Source organism: Actinoplanes subglobosus (genome assembly GCF_042650585.1).
GTDB classification, from domain to species: Bacteria; Actinomycetota; Actinomycetes; order Mycobacteriales; family Micromonosporaceae; genus Actinoplanes; species Actinoplanes subglobosus.
Genome location: NZ_JBHSBL010000010.1, coordinates 61,497 through 77,822, shown reverse-complemented (window position 1 = coordinate 77,822; position 16,326 = coordinate 61,497). Strand labels below are relative to the sequence as shown.

Sequence of the window (16,326 nt, the reverse complement as noted above, 5' to 3'; positions counted from 1 at the left end):
GACACGGTGGCAGCGACGAATGCCGGCGGGCCGGTGGCGGCGCGCGCGGACAGCATCTGGAAGGTCTACGGCTCGGGCGAGGCCCGGGTGGCGGCGCTGCGGGGGGTCAGCGCCGAGTTCGGCCGGGGCCGGTTCACCGCCATCATGGGGCCGTCCGGCAGTGGGAAGTCGACGTTGATGCACTGCCTGGCCGGTCTCGACACTGTCGACGAGGGCACGGTCCACATCGGCGGCACCGAGATCAGCACCCTCGGCGACAAGGCGCTGACCCGCCTCCGCCGGGACCGGATCGGGTTCATCTTCCAGCAGTTCAACCTGCTGCCGACGCTGAGCGCCGCGGAGAACATCCGGCTGCCGCTCGACATCGCCGGCCGCAAGGCCGACCCACAGTGGTGGGACACGGTGATCGGCACCGTCGGGCTGAGGGATCGGCTCGCTCACCGGCCGAGCCAGCTCTCCGGCGGCCAGCAGCAGCGGGTCGCGTGCGCCCGGGCGCTGATGGGCCGCCCCGACGTGATCTTCGCCGACGAGCCGACCGGCAACCTGGACTCGCGATCCGGCGCCGAGGTGCTGGCGTTCCTGCGGTCCAGCGTCCGCGAGCACGGGCAGACGATCGTCATGGTCACCCACGACCCGGTGGCGGCGAGCTACGCCGACCGGGTGGTCTTCCTGGCCGACGGGTCGATCGTGGACGAGCTGGCCGATCCGACCGCCGACACGGTGCTCGACACGATGAAGCGCCTGGACACCCCGTCCGACTCGGTGATGCTCTGATGCTCCGCGCGACACTGAAGAGTCTGCTCGCCCGGAAACTGCGGCTGGTCCTGTCCGGCCTCGCGGTGATCCTGGGCGTGATGTTCGTGTCCGGCGCGCTGGTGCTCACCGACACGCTCAACCGCACCTTCGACTCGATCTTCTCCGACGTCTACGCCGCGACCGACGTCTCGGTCACCGCGAAACCCAAGGTCGAGGTCGCCGAGATGGACGGCGAGGAGGTCTCCCCGCCGCTTCCGGCGTCCGTCGTGGAGACGATCAAGACCCAGGCGGGGGTACGGTCGGCAACCGGCCGTGTCGACGCCGACGGCGCCCGCGTGATCGGTACCGACGGCAAGGTGCTCACCTCGTTCGGGCCGCCCCGGATCGGCTCCAACTGGACCGGCACGGACGAGATGATGGAGATCCGTTCCGGCCGTGGCCCCGAGTCGCCCGACGAGATCGCGATGAACGCGACGACCGCGAAACTGGCCGGCTACGCCGTCGGCGACCGTGTGCCCGTCCTCACCCAGCAGCCGAAACGTGAGTTCACCCTGGTCGGCATCTGGGGTTACACCGGCGGGCGGGACAGCATCAGCGGTGTGCAGGAGGTCGCGTTCACCACGCCGGTGGCGCAGGAGCTGATGCTCGGGGAGAAGGACGTGTTCACCTCGGTGACGGTCGCCGCCGCCGACGGGGTCACCCCGGCTCAGCTGCGGGACACTCTCGCCCCGGTGGTCGGTGGAGCCTATGACGTGAAGACCGGCGACCAGTTGTCCGCCGAGAGCTCGGCCGATCTGAAGGAGGGCATGGGCTTCTTCAACCAGATCCTGCTGGGGTTCGCCGGGATCGCGCTGTTCGTCGGCATCTTCCTGATCCTCAACACGTTCTCGATCGTGGTCGCCCAGCGCACCCGCGAGCTGGCGCTGCTGCGCGCCATCGGCGCCTCCCGCCGCCAGGTGATCAACTCGGTGCTGGTGGAGGCCGTGGTGGTCGGCGTGATCGCCTCGGTTCTCGGCCTGCTCGCCGGTGTCGGCGCGGGCGCCGGGCTGGGTGCGCTGTTCAGCTCCATGAGCGGCGGGATGGATCTCGCCCCGATCGGTGTGCCGCTGTCCGCGGTGATCAGCTCGTTCACCGTCGGGATCCTGGTCACCGTGGTCGCCGCGGTGATGCCGGCGCTGCGTGCGTCGCGGATCGCCCCGGTTGCCGCGATGCAGGATGTAGCCACTCCGGACCGCCCGCTCACCAGGCTCACCGTCGCCGGGACGGTGGTGACCGCGGCCGGCGCGGCGGCCCTGGGCACGGGGTTGTTCGTGGCGAACGGGAACACCGCCCTCTACCTGATCCTTGGCGGGGTGCTCGTCACGTTCATCGGTGTCGCTCTGCTCACGCCGCTGATCAGCCGTCCGGTGGTGGCGTTGCTCGGCCGGCTGTTCTCCTGGTCCGTGCCGGGCCGGCTGGGCCGCCTCAACTCGGGGCGCAACCCGCGCCGCACCGCGATCACGGCGGCCGCCCTGATGGTCGGCATCGCTCTGGTCACCGGCGTGACAGTGGTGATGGATTCGGCGAAGAGCAGCCTCAAGGCCGAGGCCGCGCGCATCCTGAAGGCCCAGATCATGATCAGTGGTGATCAGGGTGGGCCGCGTCCGCCGACCTACGATCCGGCCGTCCTCGACAAGGCCGCCGCGATCCCGGGCGTGCGGGCGGCCGCCGGTCTCTACAACGACCTGGTGGCGATCGGCGACGACCGGTCCTACGTGGCCGCGACCGAGGACCTGTCCCGGCTGGCCGAGTCCTACGGCACGACGGCTCCGGCACTCGGCGCCGACCAGATCGCGGTGAGCGAGCCCGAGGCGAAGGAGCAGGGCTGGCAGGTCGGGTCGCGGGTGCCGATCCAGACGTCCCGCGGTGAGGCCCGCACCTACACCGTCGCCCTGCTCTTCCCGGAGAACGCGCTGCCCGGCAGCATCATCCTGCCGGCCGCGGCGATCAAGGGCTTCGGCATCAGCCAGCCGGTCCTCGGCTTCATCCGCCTCGACGACGGTGTCGCGGTGTCGGCGGTGCTGCCCCAGGTGAAGGCGCTGGTCGCGGACAGTCCCGAGGTGTCGGCCACCGACCAGCAGACCTTCGTCGACAGTCAGGCGGCGGTCTTCGACCAGATCATCACGATGATCCAGATCCTGCTGGGCCTGGCCATCCTGATCGCCGTCCTCGGCGTGATCAACACGCTGGCCCTGTCCGTCCTGGAGCGCACCCGCGAACTGGGCCTGCTCCGCGCCGTCGGCCTGGGCCGCGCCCAGACCATGCGCATGATCACCGTCGAGGCCGTCGTCATCGCGGTGTTCGGCGCTCTCCTCGGCGTGACGGTGGGCGCCGGCATGGGCAGCGCGGTTGCCCGGGCCCTGAAGGACGACGGCATCACCCAGATCGTCCTGCCCTGGGACCGGATGGCCACCTACCTGGCCCTGGCCGCCCTGGTCGGCGTGATCGCGGCGGTGGTGCCCGCCATCCGGGCGGCCCGCCTCAACGTCCTGAACGCCATCGCCCACGACTGACCCCCTACCTCAACGCGCTACCTCAACGCGCCGACAGGTCGAGCCCGCCGGTCCACCGGCCGGCGGGCTCGACCTACTCCAGGCAGGCCCTCGACCCACTCCAACTCCAGGCAGGCCCTCGACCCACTCCAACTCCAGGCAGGCCCTCGACCCACTCCAACTCCAGGCAGGCCCTCGACCCACTCCAACTCCAGGCAGGCCTTCGACCCACTCCAGGCAGGCCACAGCCGGCCACAACATGCTGGCAGCCGCAGAACGGCACGCAACGCCCGCCGCCCGCGCGGGTGGTGCGAGGTGCCTGGCCGGACTGGTCGACGGCTCGTGGTCTGACGGTGGGCGTCGCATTCAGCCCGGCGGTCGCGGTGGAGGCCGGGAGTGGGCAGCCCCGTCGCGGTGTAGCTGACGGGAGTCGTGGTTCGGCGGGGCCGGGTGGCCGTACCGAACAGGTCAGGAAAGGATTTTGTCGAGCTTGGTGAAGCTCGAGCCCCAACCCTCGCGCGCGCCGTCGGCCATCTCGGTGGGGAAGGGACTCTGCGTGAGGACGAGGCGCGTGCGGCCACCCTCCTCCTCGTGGAACTCGATGGTCAGGCGCAGCTTGTCGGCGCCGAAGTCGGGGATGTGGCTGACGTCCTCCTCGCCGACGAGCAGCTCGTTCTCGACGACCTCTACGAAGGTGGCGTTGACCGGCGACGACATCGACGGGTCGTCGTCGTTGACCATGGTGAAGACCTGCTTGCCGCCGGGGCGCGCGTCGATGTCGACGGTGTCGCGGGGCACCGACCAGCCGACCGGGCCGAACCAGGCGGCGAGCTGATCGGGGTCGGTGAACGCCCGGTACACCAGGTGGCGCGGGGCGTCGAAGATGCGGGTGATGACGAGATCGGTCACTTGTCGTCCTCCTGAAGGCGCTTGAGATGGGCGTCGAGGCGGGTGAAGTTGTCGTCCCAGAAGCGGCGGTAACGCTCCATCCACGCGGTGGCCTCGCGCAACGGCGCCGCCTCGAGACGGCTGGACCGCCACTGCGCGGAACGGCTGCGCGAGATCAGGCCGGCGGTCTCCAGCACCTTCAGGTGGCGGGAGATCGCGGGAAGGCTGATGTCGAACGGCTCGGCGAGCTCGGTCACGGTGGCCTCGCCCTCGGCGAGGCGAGCCAGGATGGCGCGGCGCGTGGGGTCGGCCAGCGCCGCGAAGATCACGCTGAGCCGGTCGGACACGGCACTTAACCCCCTCGTTAATTAACGGATAGGTTAAGAACCTAACGGTGTCGACGACGCCTGTCAAACCTTGCTGGGGACCCGGCGGTGCAGCTCGGCGAGGAGGACCTCCGGCCCGGGTGACATCAGACCCACATCGATGACGTACGCGAATTCGCCGCCCCGCCGCCGGACACGAGGCGGGCCACCCTTCCCGGGGAGTTCGGAGGCGTAGTCCTCGGCGATCGGGACGATGACGAGCTCGGTGAACGGGCCACGGCCGTGCAGGGCCACGGCGGCGATGCCGGACCAGGGCAGATGGATCGGGCGGCGGCCGGTGGCGGCGAAGTCGAGCCCGTGCACCGACGTGTGCAGCCAGCCGAGGCGCCGCCAGACCAGCAGCATCAGGCCGGCCGCGACCACCGCGGGAACGATGAGCGTGAACTCGGCGAAGATGACGATGTCAGCGGGGCGCGGACGATAACCGGCGGCCGCCCGGATACCCAACGTGATCAGGAGCATCGGCAACCAGGCCGCGGCCAGGACCCAGAGCGCGGTCACGTAGAACATGCCGCGCGCCTGGAAGAAGCTGACGGTGTCGTCGGTGGGTCCGAGAACCTGATCCACATGATCGGCCATATGCCGATTATGCCCGTATAAATGCGACTTGGTGGGTGGTATCGACGATGAGCCTGATCGATGCCTCAGGTGGCCCGGCGCGGCCGCCGGGTAGGTTCCCGCACCCGCACGTAGGCTGTGTTCCATGACTGAGTTCGACGGCCTTCCGCTGCTCCGCTCCCCCGTGGCCATCGCCGCCTTCGAGGGGTGGAACGATGCCGCGGACGCTTCCACCGCGGCCGTGGAACACCTCGAGCAGGTCTGGGAAGCCCGCGAGGTCACCAGCATCGATCCCGAGGACTTCTACGACTTCCAGGTCAGCCGGCCCACCATCACCATGGCCGAGGGCGAGACGCGGAAGATCGAATGGCCCACCACCCGGTTCACCGTGGCCAGCCCGCCCGGCTCCGACCGTGACGTCGTGCTGATCCGCGGCATCGAGCCGAGCATGCGGTGGCGCACCTTCTGCGAGAACGTGCTGGAGATCTGCCACAGCCTCGAGGTCAACCGGATCGTGCTGCTCGGGGCACTGCTGGCCGACGTGCCCTACACGCGGCCCCTGCCGATCAGCGGCACCGCCAGCGACCGCGACACCGCCGAGAAGTACAAGGTCGTGCCCACCCGGTACGACGGCCCGACCGGCATCGTCGGCGTCCTGCAGGAGGCGGCCACCCGCGCCGAGCTGGACGCCCTGTCGTTCTGGGTGCACGTGCCGCACTACGCCAACAACCCACCCTGCCCCAAGGCGACGCTGTCACTGCTCAGCCGCATCGAGGACGTCCTCGACCTGCCGGTGCCGATGGCCGACCTGGCCGAGCAGGCCGACGAGTGGGAGAAACGGGTCCGCGCCGCGGCCGAGCAGGACGCCGAGCTCGGGGAGTACGTGCGGGAGCTGGAGGAGCGGGTCGGCGACGCCGGGATCCAGCCACTGACCGGCGACGAGATCGCCAGCGAGTTCGAGAAGTACCTGCGGCGTCGCGGCGGTTCGGCGGGCCCGACGGCCGGTTCCTGGTGAGAGACACGGATGGGGCGCTCCCAGCGGAGCACCCCATCCGGCAGAGCCGAGTCCTCAGCCTCAGGCGGACTTCCCGATAGCGATCACCCGCTGCTGGAAGCCTTCCCATTCCGAATAGGTGAAGACCACTGGCGGCAGATCCGGATTCTTGCCGTCCCGCAGTCTGATGGTGCCGTCGATCTGTGCGATCTCCACACATGATCCAGTAGCGCAGAAGGTGCTTCGGCGCCACGCCGTTGTGGTGTCTCTCATCTCAACCTCTCTGAGCGGAACCCAGGACTACCTGTCCTGATCTTGGCCGAACCTCCTCGCGATCCGTGCCCTGAGATCAAGAACCCGAGCCATGACAAGGGTCCTGCTCGCCTCCTCGTCAAGCGCACGGTGCCAGAAGCGTTCGAAAACGTCACGGTGGTAACGGACCTCGGTGGTGTCCTCGACGATCTCGTCGTGCAGATATGTCTCCCGGTACAGCACCGCATCGTCGGGCTCCCCGCTCATGTCGAGCACGACGAAAGCCCCGAAAGTCCCCATCAGCGCACCGCTGTCCATCGGCAGGATGCGAATGTGCACGTTCGGCCGCCGCCCGACCTCGGCGAGATCCGCGAACTGATCAGCCGTGGTCGCCGCATCCCCGACCAGGCGCCACAAGGCTGACTCATCCAGCAACAACAGATACTCCGGCGCGGTCTCCCGCTCGACCATCCGCTCCCGGCGCGTCAACCGGACGTCACGGAGAACGTCACGTACATCCTCGGTGAGCACTCGGTCGAACCACGCCAGAGTCGCGTCAACCATCGCCGACGTCTGCAGGTGCCCGGGCACCATGGTCGACTGATACTCACGGATCGTGACGGCCGCCTGCTCGAACTGCACCAGCTGCAACAGACCCGAAGGAAGATGATCGCGATGCTCGGACGCGGTCGTGTAGCGCTCGCGGCGGGCGACCCGCGCCTCCTCCATCAGCTCGGCGATCCGGGCCTGGTCGCCGAGCTGATAGATGTCGACAAGAACGGCGCGCAGATCGGTGGGCGAGATGGTGACCTCGCCCAGCTCGATGCGCTGCACCTTGGAGAGTGACCAGCCCAGTTTCTTGGCGACTTCGCTCTGACTGAGACCGGTGCGTTCCCGGGCCGCGCGCAACGCCAGCCGCACCCGCCGTCGCGAAACTGCGGGAAGGTCGTCACGCGCAGCCGACATTCAGCCCCCACTAGACCATCAAAAGCCGCTAATCGCCCTTGACTGCGACGATGCAGAGTGCGGTATTGCTCAGAGCCCGCCGAAATATACCGCAGGCCGCATGGCGGTCACCCGGTCAGTCCTCCCCGTATTCCAGAGATCGCACCAGACCACGGCAGAACTCGGAGAACTCCTTCTCGTCGCGTGACGAGAAGATCTCCACGACGGCACCCCGGTAGCCGGCTCGCAGCTGCCACCAGCGATCCCGGCGGGGTCGCAGGCAGACCACCGCCCCGGCACCCAGCGCCATGGCGACGACCACGGTGAGCAGCATCGACGCGGGACCCACCACGGGCACCGCGATCACCGCCGCCACCAGCGCCGACACTCCGGCGACATGCCGTCCCGCGTCGTCCGGACCGGGCTCGAACCGGACGATGTGGACGTCCCTCATCTCGGCCACCCTGAACAGCCGGCGGTGCTCCCTGGACACCTCGACGACATGGTGCGTGATGACGGCGCGTGGACCTCGGTAGAAGACCGGCAATTCCATCCCTCCCCTCGGCTTGCAAGCCGGAGGAGGACTGCATGAAGATAGCGGCTGACACGGCTCTCCTCCTCCATGGACGAGAGGCCTGGGCGGCGGCCAGCGGCTAACTGGTCGCCGCCTCTTTGTGTGACCCCACATCCCTTAACGTCAATTCAGTATGGGGCCAACCACCCCTGTCCGCCAGGTGCCTAGGAGCCGTATAGCTGATAGGCGAATTCATTCACGACTCCTCACGCGTGTCGGCTCGCTGACCTCACACTTCCTGGCGCATCCTAGGAACCTAGCTGGAAGGAGCCGGTCATGAGCATCAATCCGGGCGCCGCCGAGTTCCCGCATCGGCAGATCGCGGCCCAGCTGCGGGAACGCATCCGCCGCGGCGACTGGCAGCCGGGCGAACGGCTGCCGTCCATCCCCGCCATGGCGGAGATGTTCGGCGTCGCCAAACAGACCGTGCAACGCACCGTCGATCAGCTGCGGGTCGAGGGCATCCTGATCACCAAACCCGGCTCCGGTACGTACGTCCGCGGCACCCGGCGCCGGCTGAACCGTCTCTCCCGCGGCCGGTACGGCGCGCACCGCGGCTACCACGCCGACCTGGCCGCCCGGTACCGGCAGCAGCTCACCGGCGTCGGCCGGGAGGCGGCACCGCCCGAGGTGGCCGACGCCTTCGGTGTCCGCGACGGCACCGAGATGCTGGTCCGCCGGCATGTGGTGCGCACCGACGACGCCACTGTCGAGCTCGGCGCCTCGTGGTTCCGGGTGACCGACGCCAGCGGCACCTCACTCGAGCGTCTCGAAGCCTTCGGACGGCCGCTCTACCAGGAGGCGGAGGAGGTGCTGGGACGCCGTTACACCTCGGCGACCGACACCATCAGCGCCCGGCAGCCGAGCCGGGAGGAGGCCGAGATCCTCCAGATCCGGCCGGACACCCCCGTGCTGCATCTGCTACATGTCGCTTTCGACGAGACCCGCAAGCCGATCGAGGTGGCGCAGGCGACCTGGCCGGGACCGATGACCACGCTCACCGAGGAGTACCGGATCCCGGGGCCGGCACCGGACCCCGACCCGGACCCCGGAATGGCCCTGGCCTAGCTGTTCCGTGCGGACGGCCGGACCGCGGTGGTCATGCGGGCACCAGTGCGGCCAGCGTGGCGACGAAACGGTCCGGCTCCTCGGCCATCGGGCGGTGGCCCGCCTCGGGGAAGGTGATCAGCCGCTTGTCCGGGGACCCGAGCGCCGCATACCAGGCGGCGAACGGGACGGCCAGGCCCCGCATCTCCCGGCCGCCCTGGACGAACCAGGCCGGGATCGGCAGGGCCGGCACGTCGCGGCGCAGGTCCACGTCCTGCAGACGGGGGTAGAGGGCCTCCCAGCTGTCCAGCATCGTCGTCATGAAGTGCGCTTTCTGGAGCAGCGTGTACTCCGGGACGTCCAGGTCGATCGGCGGGGCGGGCAGCCCGTACGCCTCGGTGGCGTGGAGCAGGAACGGCTCGTAGTCGTAGGCGTGCGGCCAGGGTGGCGGGCCCTGCCTTTCGAGCCGCTCCACCACATCGGTACGGCCGCCGGCCCGGGCCCAGGCCAGCACGTCGGCGTAGAACAGCCGGTCCGACTCGCGCAGGTCCACGGCCTGACCGGTGCCGATGTAGGCGCGGAACCACTCCGGACGCCGTTGTGCGGCCAGGATCGCCGGGATCGAGCCGCCGGAGTGGCCGAGCAGGACGACCCGCTCCGTGCCGAACCGTTCCCGCAGGTGGCCGGTGACGGTGAGGATGTCGGTGACCTCGCTGTCGAGGGTGAGCGGCGCGCCGCGGCCCAGCGCGCCCGCCGACGCTCCCCCACCGCGCCGGTCCATCGTCGCCACCACGAAGTGATCCTCCAGACCGGACAGCCGGAGGCGCATGGTCCCGGTGTCCGAGCCGCCGGGTGGGCCCGGCACATACAGCAGCACCGGCAGGGCCGGGGAGCGGCCGCGGATCATCACGGCGAGGTCGCCGGCGCGGCTCAGCTCGGCGATCCCTCCGGGCACGGCGGGGGTACGGGCGGGCACGGCCACCGCCACCGCGAGCCCGGTGGCCAGCACCGTGGCCAGACCGGCGACCGCACGGCCGGTGAACCGGCGGAACCTGCTCCGGGCCGGACGGCGATGACCGAAGGCGGCACCGATCGCCATCGGGAGCAGCGAGAACAGGGCGTGCACACCGCGGCCGGTGACCAGGACGAGGATGCCGATCGGCGTCGCGTGCGGCAGATCCACGGACGGGCCGGCCACCGCCGTCCTGGTCAGTTCGAGCGCCGCACCGTACAGCAGAGGGGTTGTCAGGATCGCCCACCGGGAGCGCGCCGCCCACCCGGCCAGGACGCCGACGCCGGCGCTGATCACGACCGACCAGAGCGCCTCCGCGCCGGTCAGCGGGCCTCGTGGCGTCCACAGTGCGGCGATCACACCCCAGGCGACGGCGGGCAGAACCAGGGCAGCGATGCGGGCCGGCGTCAGGCGGGTCGGAGTCCGGCGCGTCGGCGTCAGACGGGTCGGCGTGATGCGGGTCGGCGTCATGCCGGGAAGCATCCGCCCCGGGCGTGCCCGTCCGCTGCGGCCGAAGGCATCGACCAAACACCTACTTTGGTAGGTGTCAGAAATACTTTGGTCAGACCTACTGTTGCCGCATGTTCTTCGCGCTCCTGGTGCCCGACCCCGGCTCACGCCGGGCGTTGGCGCGGGACCGGCTCGCCGATACCGTCGCCATCGTCCTCGCATTGACCTACGGGTCGGTGATGATGCTGCTCGGCGACGCCACCCGCCCAGGCGCGCCACTCCGGTGGCAGGCTGATCTGGCGTCGGGCGTCCTCTGCGCCGCCGCGCTGCTCGCCCGCCGCCGTCATCCGCTGGGCGTAGCGGTCGCGCTGCTGCCGTTCGGGGCGGTCTCCGTGACCGCCACCGGTCCGATCATCGTCGCGCTGTTCACGCTGGCCATCCGCCGGCGGCCACCGGTCCTGCTGCTGCTCGGCGCGGTCAACGTCGGCACCGGCGGGGTCTACTTCCTGTTGCACGAGGATCCCTCCTACGGGATCTGGATGGACCTGCTGGTGCGCACGGTGATCACTGCCGCCGCGGTGGGCTGGGGGCTGTTCGTGCAGGCCTACCGGCGGCTGACCACCTCGCTGCGTGAGCATGCGGCGAGGTTGGAAGCGGAGCAGGCGCTCCTCGAGGAGAAGGCCAGGCTGACCGAGCGCGCCCGCATCGCCCGGGAGACACACGACGTCCTGGCCCACCGGATGTCCCTGATCAGCCTGCATGCCGGAGCTTTGGAGGTGCGTGCCTCGGTCTCTCCCGAGGAGCTGTCGATCGCCGCCGGGGCGATCCGCAGCAGCGCTCACGACGCCCTCGAGGAGTTACGTTCGGTGATCGGCGTGCCGAGCGCCCGGCCGGAGCCTCCGCAGCCCGGCCTCGCCGACATGCCCGACCTGATCAGCAGTGCCCGCGCCGCCGGCATGGCGGTCGAGTACGTCAACGGCGTCCCGGCCGACGGCCCGCCGGCGCAGCTCGGCCGCACGGCCTATCGCATCGTCCAGGAGGGCCTGACCAACGCCCGCAAACACGGATCGGGTCCGGCCGCTTCGGTGCTCCTGGCAGGCGAGGCCGGCCAGGCGTTGCACATCACGATCATCAACCCGCTCTCCGGTGCGGCCGGAGCGGACCCGCCGAGCGACGGTTCCGGCGGTGGTCGCGGCCTGCTCGGCATCAGCGAACGGGTCGCGCTGGCCGGCGGCCGTGTCAGCCACGGTCCCGCGCAGGATTCGTTCCACCTCGAGGCGGAGCTGCCATGGCCGGCTGTCGGGTTGCCGGCCCGATGACCGGCTCGCCATCAGGCCTCGACGGGCCACGCCGCGGCCGGCCGACGGATGTCACCCGGGTCGCCGCTGCCGGGCGCCCAGCCGGCAGCGGCCGGGCGGCGGAACCCGACAGACGTGACAGCCGGGCGGCCGAGCCCACCCGACACAGCGACCGCGCGGCCGAGCCCAACCGGCCTGACGGCCAGGCGGCCGAGCCCAACCGACACAGCGACCCACCGGCCAAGCCCAACCGGCCTGACGACCGGGCGGCCGAGCCCAACCGACACAGCGACCCAGCGGCCAAGCCCAGACGACACTGCGACCGGGCGGCCGAGCCCGACCGGCCTGGCGACCGGGCGGCAGAATCCAACCGGCCTGGTAGTGACGGGGTGGTGGATGAGCGGCCGATCCGGCTGGCGATCGTGGACGATGATCCGCTCGTGCGGGCGGGGCTACGGATCCTGGTCGGCGGGTCGCCGGACATCGAGGTGGTGGCGGAGGCCGGGGATGGTGCTGAGGCCGTCGTGGTGGCTGATGCACATTGGCCGGACGTCATTCTCATGGACATCCGGATGCCGCGGGTCGACGGGCTGGCCGCCACCCGGCGGATACGTCAGCGGGACGCTGCGCCGCAGGTCATCGTGCTGACCACGTTCGACGCGGATGAGTATGTGCTCGAAGCGCTACGGGGCGGGGCCAGCGGGTTCCTGCTCAAGGACACGCCGCCGCGGGAGATCCTGGCGGCTGTCCGGTCGGTCGCGGCCGGTGCGGGGACCCTCTCCCCCGCGGTGATCCGTCGTCTCATCGATCACGTCGCCGATCCGGAGGCGGGGACGCGGCGGGAGCAGGCTCGCCGGCGGTTGTCCGCACTCACCGACCGGGAACGCGAGGTCGCCGTCCTGGTCGGCCGCGGTCACTCCAATGCCGGCGTCGCCGCCGAGTTGTCCATGAGCCTGCCGACGGCCAAGGGGCACGTGTCACGGTTGCTGAGCAAGCTCGATCTGAACAATCGCGTGCAGATCGCCCTGCTGGTTCACGATGCCGAGATGCTCTGATCACCCACCCACCCGACCGGCCCGGCATGGCTTTCCGTGACCGGCGGACCTGGAACTCGTCTGAGGCGACGGCCTAAAAGGGCTGGGCGATACCTGCGGGAGCGGTGGGCGTTCTCATCGGAGGGACCGGTGTGGGGGAGCCTCGGGCCGGCGGGGAACGACGGGAGGAGACCGTGGACACGACTGAAGCCCGGGGCACCGGATGGCGCCTCGGGCATCAGTCGTTCATGGTGTCAGGCCTGCTTCAGGCCCGGCCAGACCCGATTTCCTCAGAGGATGTCGATCGGGCTGTCGATGAGGCCGACGTTGAGCAGGCCGTTCTGGCTGATGGACTTGTTCGAGTAGTAGTTGTCGCCGTGACGGTGGCCGTGGCCGTAGTCGTAGCCATAGCTGTAGCCGCCGACCGGGACGACGACCGGACGAACGTATTCGTAGCTCGCGATGACGACATCACCCGGGCACGGGCGGCCGCCGGCCTGGGCGGGAGCGGCCATGGCGACAGCGGCGCCGGTGGCCAGGAAGATTCCGCCGAGGTACAGAGCGCGACGCATGATGGTTCCTTTCAACGGTTGGTTGCTTGGGGAAAGTCTGGACCCCAAGAGTCCTTTTCGCGGGTATTTAGACGAAGAAAACGCTATCTTTCATCATTTCGTGGTTTCGCACCAAAAATCTTGTGAACGGCGCTAGGGTCGCGCGGCCCGCTCTGTCCTCAATGCAGAAAACCCCCACCCGGAGAACCGGGTGGGGGCACTGTGGACGTTTTTACAAACGCACACCCAGCAGCGCGTTCACCGTCCGCACCAACAACTCGGGCGCCTCGGTGTCGTCGCCGGTGCCGGACAGGGCCGCGTCCGCCCAGGCGTCCACAACCGCCAGCGCCGCCGGCGTGTCGAGATCGGCGGCCAGCGCCTCGCGCACCGCGCCGAGCAGACCCGTCCCCGACGGGCCGGACGTCAGAGCCGCCGCCTCGCGCCAGCGGGCCAGCCGCTGCTGACCGGCCTTCAGCACGTCATCGGTCCAGTCGCGGTCGGTGCGGTAGTGGCCGGAGAGCAGGCCGAGCCGCACCGCCATCGGGTCCACGCCGTCGCCCCGCAGACGCGACACGAACACCAGGTTGCCGCGCGACTTCGACATCTTCTCGCCGTCCAGCCCGATCATGCCGGCGTGCACGTAGTGGGCGGCGAACGGCTCGGCACCGGTCAGGACCTCGGCATGGGCGGCCGAACACTCGTGATGCGGGTAGAGCAGGTCACTGCCGCCGCCCTGCACGTCGATCGTGTCGCCGAGCAGGTTCAACGCGATGGTGGCGCACTCGATGTGCCAGCCGGGACGGCCGGGGCCGAGGCTCGCGCCGTCCCACACCGGTTCGCCCTCGCGGGCGCCCCGCCACAGCAGCGGGTCGAGCGGGTCACGCTTGCCCGCACGATCGGGGTCGCCGCCACGCTCCGCGGACAGGACGCGCATCTCCTCACGGGACAGGTGCGACTCGTACCCGAACCGCGGCGCTGCCGTCAGGTCGAAGTAGACGTCACCGGTGCCGTCGCCGAGCTGGTAGGCCGCGCCGCGCCGCACCAGGTCCTCGACGTGGGTGACGATCGACGGGATGGACTCCACGGCGCCGACGTAGTGGGCCGGCGGGATGATCCGCAGCGCCTCCATGTCCTCACGGAACAGGGCGGTCTCGCGCATCGCCAGGACGATCCAGTCCTCGCCGTCACGCTCGGCGCGCTCCAGCAACGGGTCGTCGATGTCGGTCACGTTCTGCACGTAGCGGACGTCCAGCCCCTGGTCCCGCCACATCCGGTTGACCAGGTCGAACGTGATCATCGTGGCGGCGTGGCCGAGGTGGGTCGCATCGTACGGCGTGATGCCGCAGACATACATCGAAGCGCTGCCGGACGGGGTGCTGGGCTGCACCGACGCCCGCGCCGTGTCGAAGAGCCGCAGCGGGCCACGCCCCGGCGTGTCCGGGAGGGCAGGTACGTCGTGACCGGTCCAAGCATCCATGCTCGGAGCCTAAACGGCACCTCTGCGGCTTATCCCCGGGCGTGAGCTAAACCTCTAGATCGGCGGGCAGGGAATAGCCGGCCAGTCGGCCGGCGGCAGCTGAACCTCTAGATCGGCGGCCAGGGAATAGCCGGCCAGTCGGTCGGCGGCTGCGGGAATCGGGCGGCCCGCAGCAGCCGTTTCACCCGGAGCCCGACATGCTGCACCTCGGAGATGGTGAGGTGCTCCTCCAGCTCGGCGCCGAGCGGGCCGGCCAGCTGCTCCCGCAGCCGGGTCAGGGTCTCGCACGCGTCCGCCGGCAGCGGCCGGCCGGTCCAGCCCCAGAGAACGGTGCGCAACTTGTTCTCCACGTGGAAGCTGACGCCGTGGTCGACGCCGTGCACACCGCCGGTCGCCGGGTAGAGGACGTGCCCACCCTTACGGTCCGCGTTGTTGATGACCGCGTCGAAGACGGCCAGACGGGCCAGCCGTGGGTCGTCGGCGTGCGCCAGCGCGTAGGCGTCACCGTCGTCGTCGCGGGCCGCGGCCACCGGGAACCAGCCGGACGGCACGTCGTAGGCCGGGACGAAACCGATCAGCGCGCCCACCTGGTCGGGCTCGTCGATCCAGAGCTGCAGGGCGCCCGGCCCGAGCGGGCCGTCCCGCAGGATCGTCGGGGGCACCACATCCCACCCCGTGGCGCGGGACACCAGGTAGGCCGACACCTCACGCCCGGCGAGAGTGCCGTCCGGGAAGTCCCACAGCGGGCGCTCGCCGCGGACCGGCTTGTAGACACAGCGCCGGGTCAGCCCGTCGAGGGTGATCTCGGCGCGGAGGGTCGTGTTGGAGGCGGCGGCCAGCCGGCCCTCGATCTCGATGTGCCCCCGCTCGAGCAGCGCGAGAGCGTCGGCCTCGGCCAGCACGTGCGTGGGCTCCGCCGTCACCGGTGATAGCCGTTGTGCCGGGGACAGAGGTGACCGGCCGGGTCGAGCGGCTGGCCGCAGAGCGGGCACGGCGGGCGGCCGGCGGCCACCACGCGACGGGCCCGGTCGATGAACGCGCGGGTCGCCTCGGGGGTCAGTCGCACCCGCAGCCGGTCGAGGTCGTCGTCGGGCTCGTCGTCCTCGTCCTCGTCGGTGTCGTCGTCGTCCTCCTCGTCGCCGAGGGACTCACCGATCAGGTCGGGCTCCGGCTCGCCGGCCTCGATCGCCTCGATCACGACCGTGCTGGTGTCGACGTCGAAGGCCAGGCCCAGTGTGCCGACCCGGAACTCCTCGTCGACCGGGCTGTCGAGGGGCTCGTTGTCGTGCAGGGTCAGCAGCGGCTCCTCGGGAAGCGAGACGCCGAACCGCTTGTTCGCCTCGAGCAGAAGCTCCTCGAGCTTCTCGGCGAGCAGTGACACCTGGACCTTCTCCAGCGCCACGCTGATCACCCGGCCGCCACCGCGGGCCTGGAGATAGAAAGTACGGTCCCCCGGCTCGCCCACCGTCCCGGCGACGAACCGCTCCGGCGGCTCGAAGGCATGCACTTGGTGGGTCATGCCGACAACCCTAACCATCCAAGCGGACGAGCGCGCGGGCCAAGGTGCCGGGTT

17 protein-coding genes are annotated in these 16,326 nt (G+C 70.2%); 6 read left to right on the top strand and 11 right to left on the bottom strand.

Going from position 1 to position 16,326, the window contains the following annotated elements:
* The first annotated feature begins 6 nt into the window (after positions 1 to 6).
* Together ACFO0C_RS10715 and ACFO0C_RS10710 are read left to right on the top strand one after the other, a co-directional pair.
* Positions 7 to 774, top strand: coding sequence for an ABC transporter ATP-binding protein (locus tag ACFO0C_RS10715; RefSeq protein ID WP_378066432.1), 768 nt, complete (start codon positions 7 to 9; stop codon positions 772 to 774).
* Positions 774 to 3,308 (top strand): ABC transporter permease, encoded by a 2,535-nt coding sequence (locus tag ACFO0C_RS10710; RefSeq protein ID WP_378066431.1) that lies wholly within the window; start codon positions 774 to 776, stop codon positions 3,306 to 3,308. Before ACFO0C_RS10715 ends, ACFO0C_RS10710 begins: the two co-directional genes overlap by 1 nt.
* A 447-nt stretch (positions 3,309 to 3,755) precedes the next feature.
* Here ACFO0C_RS10710 and ACFO0C_RS10705 read toward each other — a convergent pair whose 3' ends face one another.
* From ACFO0C_RS10705 to ACFO0C_RS10695, 3 genes are all read right to left on the bottom strand, one after another.
* On the bottom strand, positions 3,756 to 4,196 hold the full coding sequence (locus ACFO0C_RS10705) for an SRPBCC family protein (protein ID WP_378066430.1): 441 nt from the start codon (positions 4,194 to 4,196) through the stop codon (positions 3,756 to 3,758).
* Positions 4,193 to 4,522, bottom strand: a complete 330-nt coding sequence (locus ACFO0C_RS10700; RefSeq protein ID WP_378066429.1) for an ArsR/SmtB family transcription factor — start codon at positions 4,520 to 4,522, stop codon at positions 4,193 to 4,195. Before ACFO0C_RS10700 ends, ACFO0C_RS10705 begins: the two co-directional genes overlap by 4 nt.
* A gap of 63 nt (positions 4,523 to 4,585) precedes the next feature.
* Positions 4,586 to 5,140, bottom strand: a complete 555-nt coding sequence (locus tag ACFO0C_RS10695; RefSeq protein WP_378066428.1) for a hypothetical protein — start codon at positions 5,138 to 5,140, stop codon at positions 4,586 to 4,588.
* 124 nt (positions 5,141 to 5,264) lie between these two features.
* Here ACFO0C_RS10695 and ACFO0C_RS10690 point away from each other — a divergent pair, with 124 nt between their 5' ends.
* Positions 5,265 to 6,134 carry a PAC2 family protein gene (locus tag ACFO0C_RS10690; protein WP_317792165.1) on the top strand — a complete coding sequence of 290 codons (870 nt, stop codon included), beginning with the start codon at positions 5,265 to 5,267 and terminating at the stop codon, positions 6,132 to 6,134.
* A 60-nt stretch (positions 6,135 to 6,194) separates the two neighbouring features.
* On the opposite strand, the gene ACFO0C_RS10685 is transcribed toward ACFO0C_RS10690, so the two are convergent.
* The 3 genes from ACFO0C_RS10685 to ACFO0C_RS10675 form a co-directional block, all read right to left on the bottom strand.
* A complete protein-coding gene (locus ACFO0C_RS10685) occupies positions 6,195 to 6,386 on the bottom strand; it encodes a DUF397 domain-containing protein (RefSeq protein WP_378066427.1) in 192 nt (63 codons plus the stop codon).
* A 27-nt stretch (positions 6,387 to 6,413) separates the two neighbouring features.
* Positions 6,414 to 7,286, bottom strand: a complete 873-nt coding sequence (locus ACFO0C_RS10680; RefSeq protein ID WP_378066426.1) for a helix-turn-helix domain-containing protein — start codon at positions 7,284 to 7,286, stop codon at positions 6,414 to 6,416.
* Between the two features lie 160 nt (positions 7,287 to 7,446).
* On the bottom strand, positions 7,447 to 7,863 hold the full coding sequence (locus tag ACFO0C_RS10675; protein WP_378066425.1) for a DUF6232 family protein: 417 nt from the start codon (positions 7,861 to 7,863) through the stop codon (positions 7,447 to 7,449).
* Between the two features lie 297 nt (positions 7,864 to 8,160).
* On the opposite strand from ACFO0C_RS10675, the gene ACFO0C_RS10670 reads away from it, so the two are divergent.
* Positions 8,161 to 8,952, top strand: a complete 792-nt coding sequence (locus ACFO0C_RS10670) for a GntR family transcriptional regulator (RefSeq protein WP_378066424.1) — start codon at positions 8,161 to 8,163, stop codon at positions 8,950 to 8,952.
* A gap of 31 nt (positions 8,953 to 8,983) precedes the next feature.
* Here the strand turns inward: ACFO0C_RS10670 and ACFO0C_RS10665 are convergent, their stop codons facing one another.
* Positions 8,984 to 10,414, bottom strand: coding sequence for an alpha/beta fold hydrolase (locus ACFO0C_RS10665; protein ID WP_378066423.1), 1,431 nt, complete (start codon positions 10,412 to 10,414; stop codon positions 8,984 to 8,986).
* A gap of 110 nt (positions 10,415 to 10,524) precedes the next feature.
* Here ACFO0C_RS10665 and ACFO0C_RS10660 point away from each other — a divergent pair, with 110 nt between their 5' ends.
* Both ACFO0C_RS10660 and ACFO0C_RS10655 read left to right on the top strand, forming a co-directional pair.
* The gene (locus tag ACFO0C_RS10660) at positions 10,525 to 11,712 is read left to right on the top strand and encodes a sensor histidine kinase (protein WP_378066422.1); all 1,188 of its coding nucleotides are present in this window, start codon (positions 10,525 to 10,527) and stop codon (positions 11,710 to 11,712) included.
* Between the two features lie 371 nt (positions 11,713 to 12,083).
* Positions 12,084 to 12,746: a response regulator gene (locus ACFO0C_RS10655; RefSeq protein WP_378066421.1), complete on the top strand. Its 663-nt coding sequence runs from the start codon at positions 12,084 to 12,086 to the stop codon at positions 12,744 to 12,746.
* 269 nt (positions 12,747 to 13,015) lie between these two features.
* On the opposite strand, the gene ACFO0C_RS10650 is transcribed toward ACFO0C_RS10655, so the two are convergent.
* The 4 genes from ACFO0C_RS10650 to ACFO0C_RS10635 all read right to left on the bottom strand — a co-directional run bounded on the left by ACFO0C_RS10650 (position 13,016) and on the right by ACFO0C_RS10635 (position 16,272).
* Positions 13,016 to 13,297: a hypothetical protein gene (locus ACFO0C_RS10650; protein ID WP_378066420.1), complete on the bottom strand. Its 282-nt coding sequence runs from the start codon at positions 13,295 to 13,297 to the stop codon at positions 13,016 to 13,018.
* Positions 13,298 to 13,508: 211 nt separating this feature from the next.
* Positions 13,509 to 14,753, bottom strand: coding sequence for a cysteine--1-D-myo-inosityl 2-amino-2-deoxy-alpha-D-glucopyranoside ligase (mshC, locus tag ACFO0C_RS10645; RefSeq protein WP_378066419.1), 1,245 nt, complete (start codon positions 14,751 to 14,753; stop codon positions 13,509 to 13,511).
* A gap of 107 nt (positions 14,754 to 14,860) precedes the next feature.
* Complete coding sequence (locus ACFO0C_RS10640; protein WP_378066418.1) at positions 14,861 to 15,676, bottom strand: SCO1664 family protein; 816 nt, start codon at positions 15,674 to 15,676, stop codon at positions 14,861 to 14,863.
* Positions 15,673 to 16,272, bottom strand: coding sequence for a DUF3090 domain-containing protein (locus ACFO0C_RS10635; RefSeq protein ID WP_378066417.1), 600 nt, complete (start codon positions 16,270 to 16,272; stop codon positions 15,673 to 15,675). The genes ACFO0C_RS10640 and ACFO0C_RS10635 overlap by 4 nt, the downstream gene beginning before the upstream one ends.
* Between the last annotated feature and the right edge of the window lie 54 nt (positions 16,273 to 16,326).